General features: G+C 71.8%; 18 protein-coding genes. 9 read left to right on the forward strand and 9 right to left on the reverse strand.

What is annotated here, in order from left to right:
- The first annotated feature begins 98 nt into the window (after positions 1–98).
- Entirely contained in the window at positions 99–428 is a 330-nt protein-coding gene (locus tag Q9R26_RS12980) for a hypothetical protein (protein WP_182066156.1), read from the forward strand.
- Between the two features lie 37 nt (positions 429–465).
- Here the strand turns inward: Q9R26_RS12980 and Q9R26_RS12985 are convergent, their stop codons facing one another.
- Positions 466–756 carry a GNAT family N-acetyltransferase gene (locus Q9R26_RS12985; RefSeq protein WP_027465074.1) on the reverse strand — a complete coding sequence of 97 codons (291 nt, stop codon included), beginning with the start codon at positions 754–756 and terminating at the stop codon, positions 466–468.
- Positions 757–849: 93 nt separating this feature from the next.
- On the opposite strand from Q9R26_RS12985, the gene Q9R26_RS12990 reads away from it, so the two are divergent.
- Complete coding sequence (locus tag Q9R26_RS12990) at positions 850–1,743, forward strand: site-specific DNA-methyltransferase (protein WP_182066158.1); 894 nt, start codon at positions 850–852, stop codon at positions 1,741–1,743.
- A 79-nt stretch (positions 1,744–1,822) separates the two neighbouring features.
- Positions 1,823–2,329, forward strand: coding sequence for a hypothetical protein (locus tag Q9R26_RS12995; protein WP_311227510.1), 507 nt, complete (start codon positions 1,823–1,825; stop codon positions 2,327–2,329).
- A gap of 106 nt (positions 2,330–2,435) precedes the next feature.
- Here the strand turns inward: Q9R26_RS12995 and Q9R26_RS13000 are convergent, their stop codons facing one another.
- From Q9R26_RS13000 to Q9R26_RS13035, 8 genes are all read right to left on the reverse strand, one after another.
- The gene (locus Q9R26_RS13000; RefSeq protein ID WP_311227511.1) at positions 2,436–4,829 is read right to left on the reverse strand and encodes an MDR family MFS transporter; all 2,394 of its coding nucleotides are present in this window, start codon (positions 4,827–4,829) and stop codon (positions 2,436–2,438) included.
- A 222-nt stretch (positions 4,830–5,051) separates the two neighbouring features.
- On the reverse strand, positions 5,052–6,671 hold the full coding sequence (gene pgm / locus Q9R26_RS13005) for a phosphoglucomutase (alpha-D-glucose-1,6-bisphosphate-dependent) (protein WP_209133176.1): 1,620 nt from the start codon (positions 6,669–6,671) through the stop codon (positions 5,052–5,054).
- Between the two features lie 144 nt (positions 6,672–6,815).
- Positions 6,816–7,061, reverse strand: a complete 246-nt coding sequence (locus tag Q9R26_RS13010; RefSeq protein WP_209133177.1) for a hypothetical protein — start codon at positions 7,059–7,061, stop codon at positions 6,816–6,818.
- A gap of 126 nt (positions 7,062–7,187) precedes the next feature.
- Entirely contained in the window at positions 7,188–7,850 is a 663-nt protein-coding gene (locus Q9R26_RS13015) for a bifunctional 2-polyprenyl-6-hydroxyphenol methylase/3-demethylubiquinol 3-O-methyltransferase UbiG (RefSeq protein WP_071406012.1), read from the reverse strand.
- Positions 7,847–8,512 (reverse strand): DUF2064 domain-containing protein, encoded by a 666-nt coding sequence (locus tag Q9R26_RS13020; RefSeq protein ID WP_311227512.1) that lies wholly within the window; start codon positions 8,510–8,512, stop codon positions 7,847–7,849. Before Q9R26_RS13020 ends, Q9R26_RS13015 begins: the two co-directional genes overlap by 4 nt.
- Entirely contained in the window at positions 8,509–9,258 is a 750-nt protein-coding gene (locus tag Q9R26_RS13025; RefSeq protein WP_311227513.1) for a glycosyltransferase family 2 protein, read from the reverse strand. Before Q9R26_RS13025 ends, Q9R26_RS13020 begins: the two co-directional genes overlap by 4 nt.
- Positions 9,259–9,642: 384 nt before the next feature.
- A complete protein-coding gene (locus Q9R26_RS13030) occupies positions 9,643–10,713 on the reverse strand; it encodes an NAD(P)-dependent oxidoreductase (protein ID WP_182066165.1) in 1,071 nt (356 codons plus the stop codon).
- Positions 10,710–11,627: an MTAP family purine nucleoside phosphorylase gene (locus Q9R26_RS13035; protein ID WP_311227514.1), complete on the reverse strand. Its 918-nt coding sequence runs from the start codon at positions 11,625–11,627 to the stop codon at positions 10,710–10,712. Before Q9R26_RS13035 ends, Q9R26_RS13030 begins: the two co-directional genes overlap by 4 nt.
- A 106-nt stretch (positions 11,628–11,733) precedes the next feature.
- On the opposite strand from Q9R26_RS13035, the gene glp reads away from it, so the two are divergent.
- From glp to Q9R26_RS13065, 6 genes are read left to right on the forward strand one after another with little or no spacing between them, the layout of a single operon-like run.
- Positions 11,734–12,966, forward strand: a complete 1,233-nt coding sequence (glp, locus tag Q9R26_RS13040; protein ID WP_311227515.1) for a gephyrin-like molybdotransferase Glp — start codon at positions 11,734–11,736, stop codon at positions 12,964–12,966.
- Positions 12,963–13,451 (forward strand): cyclic pyranopterin monophosphate synthase MoaC, encoded by a 489-nt coding sequence (moaC, locus tag Q9R26_RS13045; RefSeq protein WP_311227516.1) that lies wholly within the window; start codon positions 12,963–12,965, stop codon positions 13,449–13,451. The genes glp and moaC overlap by 4 nt, the downstream gene beginning before the upstream one ends.
- Positions 13,448–13,960 (forward strand): molybdopterin-binding protein, encoded by a 513-nt coding sequence (locus tag Q9R26_RS13050; protein ID WP_311227517.1) that lies wholly within the window; start codon positions 13,448–13,450, stop codon positions 13,958–13,960. The genes moaC and Q9R26_RS13050 overlap by 4 nt, the downstream gene beginning before the upstream one ends.
- A complete protein-coding gene (locus tag Q9R26_RS13055; protein ID WP_259580482.1) occupies positions 13,957–14,397 on the forward strand; it encodes a molybdenum cofactor biosynthesis protein MoaE in 441 nt (146 codons plus the stop codon). The genes Q9R26_RS13050 and Q9R26_RS13055 overlap by 4 nt, the downstream gene beginning before the upstream one ends.
- Positions 14,394–15,071, forward strand: a complete 678-nt coding sequence (locus Q9R26_RS13060) for a hypothetical protein (protein WP_311227518.1) — start codon at positions 14,394–14,396, stop codon at positions 15,069–15,071. The genes Q9R26_RS13055 and Q9R26_RS13060 overlap by 4 nt, the downstream gene beginning before the upstream one ends.
- Positions 15,068–15,466, forward strand: a complete 399-nt coding sequence (locus Q9R26_RS13065; RefSeq protein ID WP_182066172.1) for a PLDc N-terminal domain-containing protein — start codon at positions 15,068–15,070, stop codon at positions 15,464–15,466. Before Q9R26_RS13060 ends, Q9R26_RS13065 begins: the two co-directional genes overlap by 4 nt.
- The last annotated feature ends 1 nt before the right edge of the window (position 15,467 follow it).

Genomic DNA, 15,467 nt, shown 5'->3' on the forward strand with positions numbered 1-15,467 from the left:
CGAGTGTGCGCCTCGACCTCATGAACCAGACGTGTGGATGATGAGAATCCCCCGCGCGGCTGATCCGCTCACCGCGCAGCCCACGTAGCGTCGCTGCCGTGAACTGGTTGATCTTCCTGGGGGCGGTGGCCGCCGTGGCCGTCGTGGTGTGGATCGCCGATCGCATGGGGTGGATCGACCTGTCGAACAAGTCCCAGCGGAGCGGCGGATCCGGAGGCATGGGCGGAATGCTGGACGAGGTGTTCGCGCCGACCCGGCACGAGACGCAGGCCGAGTACGAACGGCAGGCGCGCCTGCCGGAACAGGCCCCGTCACCGGCGGATCACGACCACGACCTGCTCAGCGGCAGTGTGCTCATCCGGGTGCCGACGGTGCGGACCGCCGGGCGGCACGAGGCCCGCGCGGGGACGCACGACCGGTCGTACTGAGCGGACGGGCGTCGCGCCCGTCTGTGCGTCGCTCGCGTCAGCGGGTCGTGAGCTCCTGGTAGTCCGGGTGCCGCTCGATCCACGCGTGCACGTAGCTGCACTGCGCGACGACCCGGCGCGACGAACTCGCGCGAACGTCGTCGAGGGCGTGCTGCACCAGGATCGACGCGTGCCCACCACCGCGGTGCTCGGGATCGACCTCGGTGTGCACGAAGCGGATCTCGTCGCCGTCGATCTCGTACGCAGCGAGACCGATGACCTCGCCGTCCTCGATCAGGGAGTACTGCTGCTTGTCGGTGTCGTTGCGGACCTCGGGTGCTGCTGCCATGCACTCGACCGTACGCCTGGGGCTGGGCGTGCGGTCTGTGTTGGACGCCTGCGCCGCGCGCTGCAGGCCTGCGCGGTGCGCGACAATGGGTCCGTGCGCAGGGGAGACGACCGAGGCCCGGACCGCGTCGTCCTCGGCGACGCCCTCGACGTGGTCCCCGCGTACCCGGACGGCTCCTTCACGCTGGTGTACCTGGACCCGCCGTTCAACACCGGCCGGTACCAGCGTCGGCACGCGACCTCCGCCGTACCGAAGGCCGACGGCCCCGTGATGGGGTTCCACGGCCGGACCTACGAACGGGTGCGCGGCGACCTGATGCGCTTCGACGACCGATTCGAGGACTACTGGTCGTTCCTCGAACCCCGACTCATCGAGGCCTGGCGGCTGCTCGCCGCCGACGGCACGCTGTACCTGCACCTCGATTACCGCGAGTCGCACTACGCGAAGGTGCTGCTCGACGCGCTGTTCGGCCGCGAGTCGTTCCTGAACGAGATCGTCTGGGCCTACGACTTCGGTGCCAAGTCCAAGACGCGCTGGCCCACCAAGCACGACACGATCCTGGTCTACGTGAAGGACCCGTCGCGGTACTGGTTCGACTCCGAGGCCGTCGACCGCGAGCCGTACATGGCGCCGGGGCTCGTCACCCCCGAGAAGCGCGAGCGCGGCAAGCTGCCCACCGACGTCTGGTGGCACACGATCGTCTCGCCGACGGGCCGCGAGAAGACCGGCTACCCGACGCAGAAGCCCGAGGGCGTGCTGCGGCGGATCGTGCAGGCGTCGTCACGCGAGGGGGACTGGGTCCTCGACTTCTTCGCGGGCAGCGGGACCACGGGTGCCGTGGCACAAGCGTTGGGCCGACGGTACGTGCTGGTGGACGACAACCCTGCGGCGATCGACGTGATGCGGAAGCGGTTGCCGGGGGCGTCGTTCGAGGTGGCGGCAGCCGGGGCGGGGTCGGCATCGGGGGACGCGGCGCCGGCCGTCTGAGGCACGCCACCCCGAACGGCAACGGCTCCTTCGACCCGATGACCCGACGCCCCGACGACTCAATGGAGAACTGACACCGATGACCGCTCTGAAGCAGTGGATCGCAGTCACCGTGACCACGATCGCGATCGTCGGCGCAACCGCCGGCTGTTCTGGAGGACGGATGCAGAACCAACCGACCCAGGAGCCGGCGGATGCGAAGCGCAGCATCCAGCAGCTCGTCAACGACACGACCGACGCGCTCGGCGGGACGTGGCAGGTCGAGGAAGGGCCGCGGCTCGGCACGTGCGAGGACGAGCGCGGCGTCGGCGAGGGCGTGAACTACACGTACATCAAGTCCCGTGCCGATCGCGGCGACGTCGAGCAGGGGATCCGAACGGTCGAGAAGCTGTGGGGCGAGCGCGGACTCGACACGAAGCGGTTCTCCGATGCCGACGGGTCCTACAGCGGTGTCGACGGCAAGGGGGACGGCGTGGCGAACATCGGTTTCCAGTCCTCCGACCTCGGCGGGGGCGACACGGTCAGCGGTACCTCGGCGTGCGCTGCCGGTGACTACGTCGAGATGCGCGAGCGAGAGCGCTCCTAGCGTCCGCTCCGTTCACGACGTTCCACGAGTCGTTCGACGCGTGGAACGTCGTGAGCAGGCGCGCATCACGAGCGCCGGCGTGCGGACAGACCAGCCCGCCCGCGCACTACTCCGCCGAGTGCCGCCCGTGCGGGTGTTCCGCGTCCGGGTCCGCAGCCGCATGGGCGGCCCTGGTCCGGATCGCACCGGTCGTCGTCGGGGGTTCGTCGACCGGCGCTGCCGCCGAGTGCGCACCGTGCGTCGTGGCGTTCGGCAGCGGAGCGCGGGTGTCGTCGACCCCGCTCGGCAGCACCGAGACGTCCGATGCTCCGGCGGCCCGGGCGGACCGAGGCTGCACGTCCGGCGAGGTCGGCACGTCGGGCGAACGCGGCACGTCGGCGGAGGACGACCCCGTCGGCACCGGACCAGCCCCGGGTGCCGCGGCGCCAGCGGCTGCGGCGGCACTCCCGTCCGACTCCGCACCGGCAGCGGTCCGCGCGGCGTCCGCCTGCTCCTGCAGCGCCGACGTCTTGCGCAGCGGCGGCACCCGGAAGAACCAGGTCAGCACGAACGCGAGCAGGATCACCGCGAGGCCGACGTAGTACACGCGGACGGCCGAGTCGCTGAACCCGACCAGGAACGGACGGCTGAGCCGGGGGTCCGCCCCGTTCAGGAACGACGTGTCGCTCGTCGCCGAGTCGGTGGACGAGCTCGCGGCCGAGTCGCCGCTCTTGAGCTGCTTGATGAGCGTCGGGGCGACCTGGTCGACGACGTTCTGCCGCTGCGCCTCGTCCGAGTAGTCGATCTGCAGCTTCCCGTCGACGACCGAGGCGTTCGCCTTCGTGGCCGCCGTCTCGAGCGCCTGCTGCTCGGCCGCGGGCTTCGCGTCGTCGACCTGCTGGGCGATGATCGTGTCCGCTGCGGCGGCGGGGACCGTGCCCACGGCGACCTGCCGCTGCACGGCTGCCGTCACCTGCTTGGTCACGGCAGCATCCGCGGCCTGCTTCGCCTGCGCGGTGCCCTGGTCGAGACCGTCCTGCACGTTCTGCTGCACCGGGTCGACGATCTTCGTCCAGATCTCGTCCATCACGCCCTGGTTCTTCGACGCGTTCGCGACCGACGGGGTCATCGCGGCGTTCAGCGCGCTCTTCAGGTCGGACTCGTTCTGCATGGCGGCGCTGATGTTCGTCGGCATCAGGGTGAACAGCACGGAGAGCAGGACGGCGGTGCCCATCGTGCCGCCGATCTGCCGGAAGAACGTCGCGGCGCTCGTGGCGACACCGATGTCCCGCGGCGAGACCGAGTTCTGCGCGGCCAGGGTCAGCGTCTGCATGAGCTGCCCGAGTCCGAGCCCGATGCCGAACATGCCGAGCATCAGGAACCACAGGGGTCGGTCGGCGGTCAGGAACGTCAGGACCGTGAAGCCGACGGCCGTGAACGCCGTGCCGGTGATCGGGAAGACCTGGTAGTTGCCGGTGCGGGAGATGATCTGGCCGGAGGCGATCGACGAGATCATCAGACCGAGCACCATGGGCAGCATGGCGAACCCGGACTCGGTCGGGGTCACGCCCTTGACGATCTGCAGGTACAGCGGGATCGTCAGCATCGCGCCGAACATGCCGAAGCCGACGAGCACGGACAGGATCGCGGACATCGAGAACACCCGCGATCCGAAGAGCTTCATCGGCAGGATCGCGTCGTCGCCCATGGCCCGCTCGACGATGATGAACGCGATCAGGCCGAGGGCGCCGATGGCGTAGCAGGCGAAGGCGGCGGGGGAGTCCCAGCCCCACTCGCGGCCCTGCTCGGCGATGAGCAGCAGCGGCACGAGCGTGACGATGACGAGCGTCGCGCCCCACCAGTCGATGCGGGGCTTGCCGCGGTCGCCGAACTTCGGCAGGTGCAGGAACGTCAGCACCATGAACAGGGCGATGATGCCGATCGGCACGTTGATCAGGAACACCCAGCGCCAGCCGGCGATGAACAGCAGCTGGTCCGCGCCGGCGAAGACACCACCGACGAGCGGCCCGATGACGGACGAGATGCCGAAGACCGCCAGGAAGTAGCCCTGGTACTTCGCCCGCTCGCGAGGGGCGAGCATGTCGCCCATGATCGCCAGCGGCAGGGACATCAGACCACCGGCACCCAGGCCCTGCAAGGCGCGGAAGCCGGCGAGCATGAGCATCGAGTCGGAGAACGACGCCGCGAACGAGCCGACGATGAAGATGCCGATCGCGGTGATGAAGAGCGGACGGCGACCGAAGATGTCGGAGAGCTTGCCGTAGATCGGGGTCGTCACCGTCGACGCGATGAGGTACCCGGTGGTGACCCAGGCCTGCTGGTCGAGTCCGTGCAGGTCGTCACCGATGGTGCGGATCGCGGTGCCGACGATCGTCTGGTCGAGGGCACCGAGGAACATGCCGGCCATCAGGCCGTAGATCACCAACAGGATCTGTCGGTGGTTCATCACGACGTTGGACGCCGTGGTGGGGGCCGCGGGTGCGGTCGCCGTCTGGGTCATGAGCAGGGTCTCCCGGGTACCGATGCGCTGGCAGAACGATTTTTGCGCTGCCTGCAAAGTTACAACTGCCGCAAGTGCTCGGTCGCGCCGAGACCGCTTCCTGAGTGGATCGGCAGTCACGGTACGCCCGGTTCACCCCGGCGGCACACGGCCTGGAGGCCCGGCTCGGTTCCGTCGAACGGGCTGCGGTGTCCGAGACCCGCAGCCCGTCCGACGAGGGCGCTACGCGCCCAGTGCTGCGTCGACGATCTCCTTGGCCTCGCGCTGCACCTGCTCGAGGTGCTCCTGCCCGACGAAGCTCTCCGCGTAGATCTTGTAGACGTCCTCGGTGCCCGACGGGCGCGCGGCGAACCACGCCTTGTCGGTGACGACCTTCACGCCGCCGACGGCTGCGTCGTTGCCCGGGGCCTTCGACAGCTTCGCGGTGATCGGGTCACCGGCCAGGGTGTCCGCGGTGATGGCGTCGCCGTCGAGCTTGCCGAGGCGCGCCTTCTGCTCCTTCGAGGCCGCGGCGTCGACGCGCTGGTAGACCGGGGCGCCGAAGCGCTCGGTCAGCTCGGCGTAGAGCTGGGACGGGGTCTTACCGGTGACGGCGACGATCTCGGACGCCAGGAGCGCCAGGATGATGCCGTCCTTGTCGGTGGTCCACGCGGTGCCGTCGGTGCGCAGGAACGACGCACCCGCGGATTCCTCGCCGCCGAAGGCCACGGAGCCGTCGATCAGGCCGGGGACGAACCACTTGAAGCCGACCGGGACCTCCCACAGGCGACGGCCCAGGGACTCGGCGACGCGGTCGATGATGCTCGACGACACCAGGGTCTTGCCGATCGCGGCGTCGTCGCGCCACTCGGGTCGGTGCGCGTAGAGGTACTCGATCGCGACCGCGAGGTAGTGGTTCGGGTTCATCAGCCCGCCGTCGGGCGTGACGATGCCGTGCCGGTCGGAGTCGGCGTCGTTGCCGGTCAGGACGTCGAAGTCGTCCTTGCGCGCGAGCACCGAGGCCATCGCCGAGGGGCTCGACGGGTCCATCCGGATCTTGCCGTCCCAGTCGAGCGTCATGAACGCCCACGTGGGGTCGACCTCGGGGTTCACGACGGTCAGGTCGAGGCCGTAGTGGTCGCGGATGGCGTTCCAGTACGGCAGCGAGGCGCCACCGAGCGGGTCGGCGCCGATCTTCACGCCGGCACGCTTGATCGCCGCGATGTCGATGATGTTCTCGAGGTCGGCGACGTACGTGTTCAGGAAGTCGTAGCGCTCGGGCTCGGCGTCCTCGGTGCGCTGCACCTCGGCGTTGCCGCCCTCGATGATCGCGTTCGCCCGGTTCGCGATCCAGCTCGTGGCGTCGCTGTCGGCGGGACCACCGTGGGGCGGGTTGTACTTGAAGCCACCGTCGCGGGGCGGGTTGTGGCTCGGCGTGATGACGATGCCGTCGGCCGTGTCCGGGTTGCCGGCGCGGTTGTAGCGGATGATCGCGTGGCTCAGTGCGGGCGTCGGCACGAAGCCGTCCGCGCTGTCGGCGAGCACGCGCACGCCGTTGGCGGCGAGGACCTGCAGTGCGGTCTGTTCGGCGGGGGCCGAGAGCGCGTGGGTGTCGCGGCCGATGAAGAGCGGCCCGTCGGTGCCCTGGTCGCGGCGGTACTCCACGATCGCCTGGGTGATGGCGGCGATGTGGGTGTCGTTGAAGGCGGTGTCGAGCGACGACCCGCGGTGTCCGGACGTGCCGAACACGACCTTCTGCTCGGGGACCGAGACGTCGGGGACTCGGTCGTGGTACGCGGCGAGGAGCTCGTCGAGGTCGACGAGGTCGTCTGCGGTCGCTGGGGTGCCGGCACGGTCGTTCATGTGTCCATCCTGGCATCGGCCGCCCTGGCGCGTTCGGGGGAAGTGCACCGGGGGCGGGGGAACGCGAGCGAGCGGCCGCCCCACCCGGGTTGAGGGGGGACCCCCGGGGTGGACGGCCGCTCGCGGTCTGTGGAGGCGGATGCCTCAGGCGGTGCGGAACGAACCCGTCGCCGTGCGGAACGAGCCGGTCACGGTGCGCGTCGAGGACGTCGCGGTGCCGGGGCGGCGGAACTGCGTGTCGACGAAGCGGCCGACTGCTCGGCCGACGCCGGTGCCCGTGTAGCTGCCGATCGGGCTGCGGGTCGCGTCGCCCGTGAAGGCGCCGAGCTCGGCGCGCGTCTCGAGGCCGGTCACGTAGGCGCCGCCCAGGGGGTTCTGACGGTTCTGCATGGGTGCTCCTCGTCGTCGTGCCGAGGTCCGCAGGTCACCGAGCCGGCGACCGCGACGCCGTCGGCTGGATGACCACCACCCTACGCGTCTTTCTTGCATCATGCAAAACAAACGCGTTTCGGAAGGTCAGGCGAGCAGCTCGCAGAAGTTCCGGCCCTCGGCCGTCCAGCTCTGCCGCGCGACCAACCCGGCTTCCGCCGCGTGCCGGTGCAGGGCGTCGAGGCCGACCTCGGCCCAGGGGAACCCGGCGCTCTCGTTGCCGTCGGCGTCGACCACCCGGGCGGTGTACACCCGGTCAGCCGTGACCTCGGGGTTCGTCTCGACGATGACCCGGCCACCGGCGCGCACGATCTCACGGCAGCGGGCGAGCAGCGCGGTGGGGTCGCCGCCGATGCCGATGTTGCCGTCGATCACGAGCGCGGTGTCCCAGTGGCCCTCGTCGGGCACGGCGTCGAACACGGAACCCTGCAGCGCCGTGCCGCCGGAGCGCTGTGCGATGGCGACTGCCTCGGCGGAGACGTCCACGCCGAGCGCCGGGATGCCCCGCGACCGTGCGGCGACGAGCATCCGGCCCGGGCCGCAGCCGATGTCGATGACACCGCCGTCGACGTCGTCGAGCAGCGAGCGGTCGACACGGTCGGCGGCGGCACTCCAGCGACCGACGTCCATCGTGGTGACGGCGTCGGGACGGTCGGCATCGGTCAGGCGCAGGTGGCCGTCGGTGCGCAGGGCGCGGGCGTACGGCTCGCCGCCGCCGGCACCGAACGAGACGGGTGCGTGCATGGTCATCGGGTGCTCCCCACGGTCTCGGCACGGAGTGCCCGGGTGAAGTCGGAGTCGGGTGCGAGGTCGGCGACCCGCTCGGCGTCCGGGATCGTGTCGACGTCGAGCATCTCCCCGAGCACGCCCACGTCGAGTCCGGCGTCGGTCAGGCGTGCGAGCTGCACGGCTCCGGTGTCGTCGCGCGACATCGGGACGCCGCGCAGCAGGTCGCCGGTGGGCTGTCGCAGGTAGAGCGACCAGAAGCCGCCGTCCTCGGCCGGGCCGAACCAGGCATCGCGCCCGGCGTCCTCGAACACCGGTGCGAGGTCCGCGGTGGACACCTGCGGGGTGTCCATGCCAACGAGCAGCAGCGGGCCGTCGACGGCGTCGAACAGGAACCCGAGGCGCTCGTCGAGGCCGCCACCGGGCTGGTGCAGCACCTCGAACCCCTCGGCCGACGCCGGTACGACGTCGCCGTCGAAGAACAGGACCCGACGGGCCGCTGGCAGTGCGCGGACGGTCGCCAGGGTGTCGGCGAGGCTCGCGGACGCGACGCGTGCTGCGCCCTCGGGGGAGAGCGCTGGCGTCAGGCGGGTCTTCACCTTGCCGGGCAGGCACTCCTTCGCCACGACGGCGACGGTGACGTCAGCGCGTGCAGCGTCGCCGACGTGGACGTGGGTGGCGGTCACGAGCGGACCTCCTCGACCACGGGGGTGGACTCGGACGCCTGGCGGAGCGGTCCCGGTGCGACGACCCGGACACGGGCCTCCCGGCGGTAGGCACGGAGCAGACGGGACATGTCCCGCACCGCGTTGATCGTGCCGCGGAGTGTGCCGGTGACCTTGCTGTCGCCGATGCGCTGCGCGTACCCGATGTCGGACTCGTCGACGCGCCATCCGGCGGCGTGGGCGGCCAGGACCATCTCGAGCGGGTAGCCGCTGCGGCGGTCGCGCAGGTCGAGGGAGACGAGGTCCTCGCGGCGCATCACGCGCATCGGGCCGAGGTCGCGCAGGCGGTAGCCGGTCGCGCGGTGCATGAGGACGGCGAGGACGCGGTTCGCGAAGCGCGCGTGCGGGGCCCACGCACCGCGGCCGGTCGGGACGCGACGGCCGAGTGCCAGGTCCACGCGGCCACTGGCCACGCGGTCGACCAGGGGCGGGAGCTCGGCGGGGTCCATCGAGGCGTCGGCGTCGCAGAACGCGACGAAGTCGGCGGTCGCCGCGGCGACCCCGGCGGCACAGGCCGACCCGAACCCCTTGACGGGTTCCGTCACCACCAGGGCACCGTGGGCGCGGGCGACGTCGGCCGATCCGTCGGTCGACCCGTTGTCGACGACGATCGCCCGGTAGCCCGTGGGGAGGCGCGCGATGACCTTCGGCAGGGCATCCGCCTCGTCGAGGCACGGCAGGATCACGTCGACAGTCATGTCCGTCATTCGGTGCGGTCGGTCGGATCGACGGGTCTGTCCTGGCATGCACTCGACACAACACGACGACGCGCTGCGGGGTACAGGAAACTGCCGGGTCCTGGTCGTTCAGCGCGCTCGACGCGCGTCCGGTCCCCAGAACGGGGGACAGGGGTACGCGGGTATCGCGTCCTGGGGGTCCCAGGACGCCGTCGTGTCGTCGAGACGCCGCCGAGTACGGCGGCGTCTCGCGCACCAGGGGGCGTGGTTCCGACACGGCGGCGTCCCGCGGGGACGTGGGGGCGGGGACTCCGGACGGGAGGCGCGGGGCGGGGCCGTCACGGGCCTCCCGTCCGGTGGCTGGCCGCGTTCTCAGGCACGGCCTGCGGTGCGCCGCTCGCGCACGCGTTCCGGCTAGCGGACGGCGCTGCGGAGCGGAGCCGTCGCGAAGTCGCGCATGCCGGCCTCGAAGTCGACCTCGGCGTGCCAGCCGAGCTCGGCGGCGATGCGTGCCGAACTCGCCGTGACGTGGCGGACGTCGCCCAGACGGTACTCGCCCGTGACGACCGGCTGCGGGCCGTCGGGGCCGGCGATGGCGGCGGCCATGTCGCCGATGGTGTGCACGGTGCCGGAGCCGACGTTGTACGCGCGGAACGTGTCCGACGGCAGGTCGGCGGTCGCCGCGATGGAGGCAGCGTTCGCGCCGGCGACGTCGTCGACGTGCACGAAGTCGCGTCGCTGGGCGCCGTCCTCGAAGACGCGGGGTGCCTCGCCGCGGGCCAGCGCGGAGCGGAACAGGGACGCGACACCGGCGTAGGGGGTGTTCGCCGGCATGCCCGGTCCGTACACGTTGTGGTAGCGGAGCGCGATCGCGCGACCGCCCGTGGCGCGTGCCCAGCTCGAGGCGAGGTGCTCCTGCGCGACCTTCGTCTGCGCGTACACGTTGCGGGGGTCGAGTGCGGCCGACTCGTCGATCAAGCCGGGCAGCAGGGGCTGACCGTCGGGGCCGATCGGGTCGAAGCGGCCGGCGTCGAGGTCCTCGCGGCGGCGGGCCGGCGGACGGGTGGGTTCGCCGGAGGCGGTGGTGTACGCACCCTCGCCGTAGACGACCATCGAGCTGGCGACGACGAGCCGGCCGATGTCGTGCCGGTCCATGCCGGCGAGGACGTGGGCGGTGCCGGCGTCGTTCGACGAGACGTAGTCGGGGGCGTCCTGGAAGTCCACGCCGAGGCCGACCTTGGCGGCCTGGTGGCACACGACGTCGATGCCGTCGAGGGCGGCGTCGAGGGCGACCCGGTCGCGGACGTCGCCGTGCACGAACGCGATGCCCTGCTGCTGGTGGGCGTGGACGACCTCGGCGGGGTCGCCGTGCACGTCGTCGCGCAGGGAGTCGAGGACGCGGACCTCGTGGCCGTCGGCCAGGGCGCGGCGGACGATCGCGGAGCCGATGAAGCCCGCGCCGCCGGTGACGAGGAGGCGGCTCATGCGGTGACACCCGCGGTGGCGTTGGCGGTGGCATCGGCGGTGGGCCGGGCCTGCATGATGCTGGCGCTCGCGCTGGTCGGGACGAGTTCGCGCGGGGTGAAGTCGGCGGGGACGGCGGCGACGATCCGGCCGATGGCGCGGACGATGACCTCGTTTGCGCGGGCGAGGCGTTCCATGACGAGGGCGTGGGTGACGACGGCTCCGGCGTCGTCGACGTCGGGACTGCTGGCTGCTGCAGCGGCTGCGGCCTCGTCCTCGGTCGGGGCCAGGCCGGCGTCGGCGTCGGTGACGAACGACAGGTTGACCGTGGCGATGCCGAGTTCGGCGGCGAGCGGGACCTCGGGCGTCATCGTCATGTTGATGGTGTGGCCTCCGGCCTGGCGGAGCCAGACGGACTCGGCGCGCGTCGAGAAGCGGGGGCCCTGGATGACGACGCACGTGCCGGTCGGACGGAACGGCACGTCGAGCCCGGCGACGGCGTCGATCGCCGCGCGGCGGAGCGTCGGGTCGAACGGGTCGGCGAAGGACAGGTGCTGCACGTCGTCCTCGAAGAACGTGTCGGCGCGGCCCCAGGTGCGATCGATGAGCTGGTCGGTCACGACGAAGGTGCCCGGGGCGTAGTCGGGATGCAGGCCGCCGACGGCGCTCGAGGACACGACCGCGCGGACGCCGAGCGAACGGAGCGCCCAGACGTTCGCACGGTGGTTGATGCGGTGCGGGGCGACGGAGTGCTCACGGCCGTGGCGGGTCAGGAACGCGACCCGTCGTCCGGCCATCGTGCCGATGCTGATCGGGCTCGACGTCGGGCCGAACGGGGTCGGGACGTCGAGCTCGTCGGCGGTGCCCTCCTCGAACAGCTGGTAGAGGCCGGAGCCTCCGATGACACCGATCGTCACGGCTTCGTCGTTCTCCACAGGTCCTCCGGTTGGTCGTCGGCGCGGGCTGCGCGCTGGATACGCTAGTGACGGCGCCACCGGGCGAACCGGGAGCGGCGCCGCCAACCCCTGTTCGGAGGCACCTGTGCGAACGATCGGTCAGCACCGCGACGACCTGGCGGCGTTGCTCGCGCCGGTGGTGGCAGGCCTCGGAGCGGAAGAACTGTCGCTCGACGAGCTCGTGGGTGCGGGTGCGCGTGTCGGATCCGCGCACCGCGTGCTCGCTGCTCCCGTCGCGTCGCCCGTTCCGCTGCCGCCCTTCGACAACAGCCAGATGGACGGGTTCGCCGTGCGGGTCGCCGAGGCCGGGCAGCAGGTCCGGGTCGTCGGACCGGTGCCGGCCGGCGTGGTGCCCGAACCGCTCGAATCCGGCACCGCCGCGCCGATCATGACCGGTGCGCGGATCCCCACCGGTGCCGACGCGGTGTTCCCCGTCGAGGCGACCGAGCCCGGTGCGTTCCCGGCGGCGCTGGAGTTGCCGCGGGTGACGGTGCCCGCCGACCTGACCGCGGGCACCTTCGTGCGGGTTACCGGCAGCGACCTGCCCACCGGTGCCGAGCTCGCTCCGGCCGGCTCCCCGGTCACGCCGGCGCTGCTCGGGGCGCTGGCCTCTGCGGGGGTGACGACCGTGTCGGTGCGCCGACCGCTGCGGGTCCTCGTCGTGTCGACCGGCTCGGAGCTGCAGGGCGCCGACACGGACGCGGCGACCATCGGTGACGCGAACGGCATCGCGCTGCGCGCGGCCCTGGCGCAGGTCGGTGCGGACCCGCGTGCCGTCCGGGTGCCCGACGACGTCGCCGCCTTCGACCGCGCGCTCGATGCGGCCGTGGGGGACTGGGCCGACCTCGTGCTGACCACCGGGGGCATCAGTGCGGGGGCGTACGAGGTCGTGCGACAGGCACTCGGACCCCGCGGGCTCGCGGTGACGCCGGTCGCGATGCAGCCCGGTGGGCCGCAGGCATTCGGCAGCGTCGTGTTCGGAGACGGTCGCGCCGTACCGGTCGTGTCCTTCCCCGGCAACCCGGTGTCGGCGCTCGTCTCGTTCGAGGTGTTCCTGCGCCCCCTGCTCGCCGCCGCCGTCGGGCTCACGCCGGACCGCCCCACGCAGGTCCTGCCGGCGGCGTCCGCTGCCGGCTCACCCGCCGGCAAGCACCAGATCCGCCGCGGCCGGGTGCAGGACGGCGCCGTGCACTTCGTCGGTGGGCCGAGCTCGCACCTGCTCGTGCACTACGCCGCCGCCACCCACCTGGTGCACGTCCCCGTGGGGGTCGACGCCGTCGAACCCGGCGACCCCTTGACCGTCTGGAGCCTCCGATGACCGACCCGTCCGCCTCCGACCAGCTGTCGCACGTCCGCGCGGACGGCAGCGCGCACATGGTCGACGTCTCCGCGAAGGACGTCACCGACCGCTCGGCGACCGCCACCGCCACCGTCGTCACCCGCCCCGACGTCGTCGCACGCATCCTCGACGGCTCGCTGCCCAAGGGCGAGGTCGTCGGCACCGCCCGCATCGCCGCGATCATGGCGGTGAAGAAGACCTCCGACCTGATCCCGCTGTGTCACCCGCTGCCGATCGCCGGCGTGCAGGTCGACATCACCGGCGCCGACGACCGCGTGCTGATCGAGGTGTCGGTCCGCACGACCTCGCGCACGGGCGTCGAGATGGAAGCCCTGACCGGGGCGAGCGTCGCCGCCCTGACGGTGTACGACATGGTGAAGGCCGTCGACCGAGCGGCCGTGATCACGGACGTCCGCGTGCTCGAGAAGCACGGCGGACGCTCCGGGGACTGGAGCAACCGATGACCGCCGAGCCGACCAGGGGCCGGGCGGCCGTCGTCGTGGTGTCCACGCAGGCCGCCGCCGACGCCGCGCTCGACCGCACCGGACCCGTCATCGCCGACTGGCTGCGAGAGCGGGACTTCACCGTCGCCGAGCCCGTGATCGTCCCCGACGGCGGGGCGATCACCGAGACCGTCACCGCCGAACTGCTGGCCGGGGCCCGGATCGTCATCACGACCGGGGGCACCGGCGTCACCCCGACCGACCGGACGCCCGAGGCCGTCGCGCCCCTCATCGACCTGGAGTTACCTGGTCTCCTCGAAGAGATCCGTCGTCGCGGGCTCGTGGGCGCCGGTCCGACCGCACTGTTGAGCCGCGGCATCGCCGGCATCAGCAGCGGCGGATCCCTGATCGTCACCCTGCCCGGGTCGCGCGGCGGGGTGGCGGACGGGCTGGCCGTGCTCGACGGGCTGGTCGAACACGTGCTCGCGCAGGTGCACGGCGAAGGCCACGCCCGGCGGAGCGCCTCGTGAGCGTCACCGAGGCCGCCGCACGGGTCGTGCTCGCTGACGTCGTCGACCGCGACATCAGCGTCGACGAGGTCGCAGCCGTGGTGGCCACCGAGCAGGACGGCGCCGTGGTGACCTTCGCCGGCGTCGTCCGCGACCACGACGGTGGCAAGGGCGTCACCGCGCTCGACTACGAGCGGCACCCCAGCGCCGGCGAGGTCATCGCCGAGGTCGCCCGGACCATCGCCGAGGACCACCCCGACGTCCGGATCGCCGTGCTGCACCGGGTCGGGGCGCTCGGCATCGGGGACGTCGCGCTCGCCGCAGCGGTGTCGTCGTCGCACCGTGCGCAGGCGTTCGCCGCGTGCGGTGCCCTGGTCGACCGGGTGAAGGAGCGCGTGCCGATCTGGAAGCACCAGCGGTTCACCGACGGGACGGACGAGTGGGTCGCGGCGCTGTGACATCTGCCGAACGGTCCAACGCCGAACTGACAGCGGTGGAACGCCGGTGGACCGAGTCCGAGGACCGCGCTCGCGCCGTCTCGGCGAAGCCCCCGGGTGCGCTCCTGCAGGTCCGTTGGTTCGTCCTGGCGATCGTGCTGGTGTTGGTCGTGCTCGGCGTCGGGGCGATCGTCCTGCCCGCCGGCTCCGACGCGCGCTTCGCACTCTCGGCGGCGGTCGCCGCACTGGGTTTCGGGGCCGGTCTCGGTGAAGCCGTGCAGGTCGGCATCCGCCGGAGACGGAACGGGGTGGCAGCTCGTCCTGCGCCGGTGCTCGCGCCGTTGCAGCAACACGAGCAGCGCGCGGTGACCGCGGCTGCGACCGGGCGGCGCGCTGCCCCCGCCGACCGGCTGGCGATCGTTCGAGCTCGAGCCGTCGAACTCGCCGACGGCACCGGCCTCCAGCTGACCGTGGGGCTCGTCGTCGTTTGGGCGGCGGTTGCGTTCTCCGGGTTCACGTTCTGGCCCGTCTACCTGGCGGGTGGCATCGCCGCCGCGGGGCAGTTCGCCTTGACGGCACGTTCCGTCGTGCTCGCCCGTCGGTACCTCGACGCCCACCCTGTGCACCTTCGCAACCACGACGCTCGTTCGGGGAATGGCGAGACTCCAAGCGGATCCATAGAATCGCGAACATGAGCGTCTTGCTGCCCGGGATCACCGTCATCCTGTTGGTCTTCGCCCTGATCGACATCCTGACGAAGACGGATGACCAGATCCGCGGCCTGCCGAAGATCGCGTGGGTGATCCTCGTGATCCTGGTCCCCGTCGTCGGCAGCATCGTCTGGTTCGCCATCGGGCACGACTGGGCTCCGGGCGAACGGAACCACGGTCGCTACATCGAGCCCACCCGCCACGAGGACCGCTACGCCACCCTCGGCGAGGCCCGCAGCGCCCACGGCACGAAGCGCGTGACCGGCACCGAGCAGGAGCTCGCCGAGCTCGAGCGCGAGATCGAGTACTGGGAGGCGCAGGCCCGCCTGAAGCGCGCGAAGGAAGCCGCGGGCGAGGGCGACACCGCCCCCGCGAGCTGAT

The sequence above is a fragment of the Curtobacterium sp. BRB10 genome (assembly GCF_031844325.1).
In the GTDB taxonomy this organism is placed as follows: Bacteria; Actinomycetota; Actinomycetes; order Actinomycetales; family Microbacteriaceae; genus Curtobacterium; species Curtobacterium poinsettiae_A.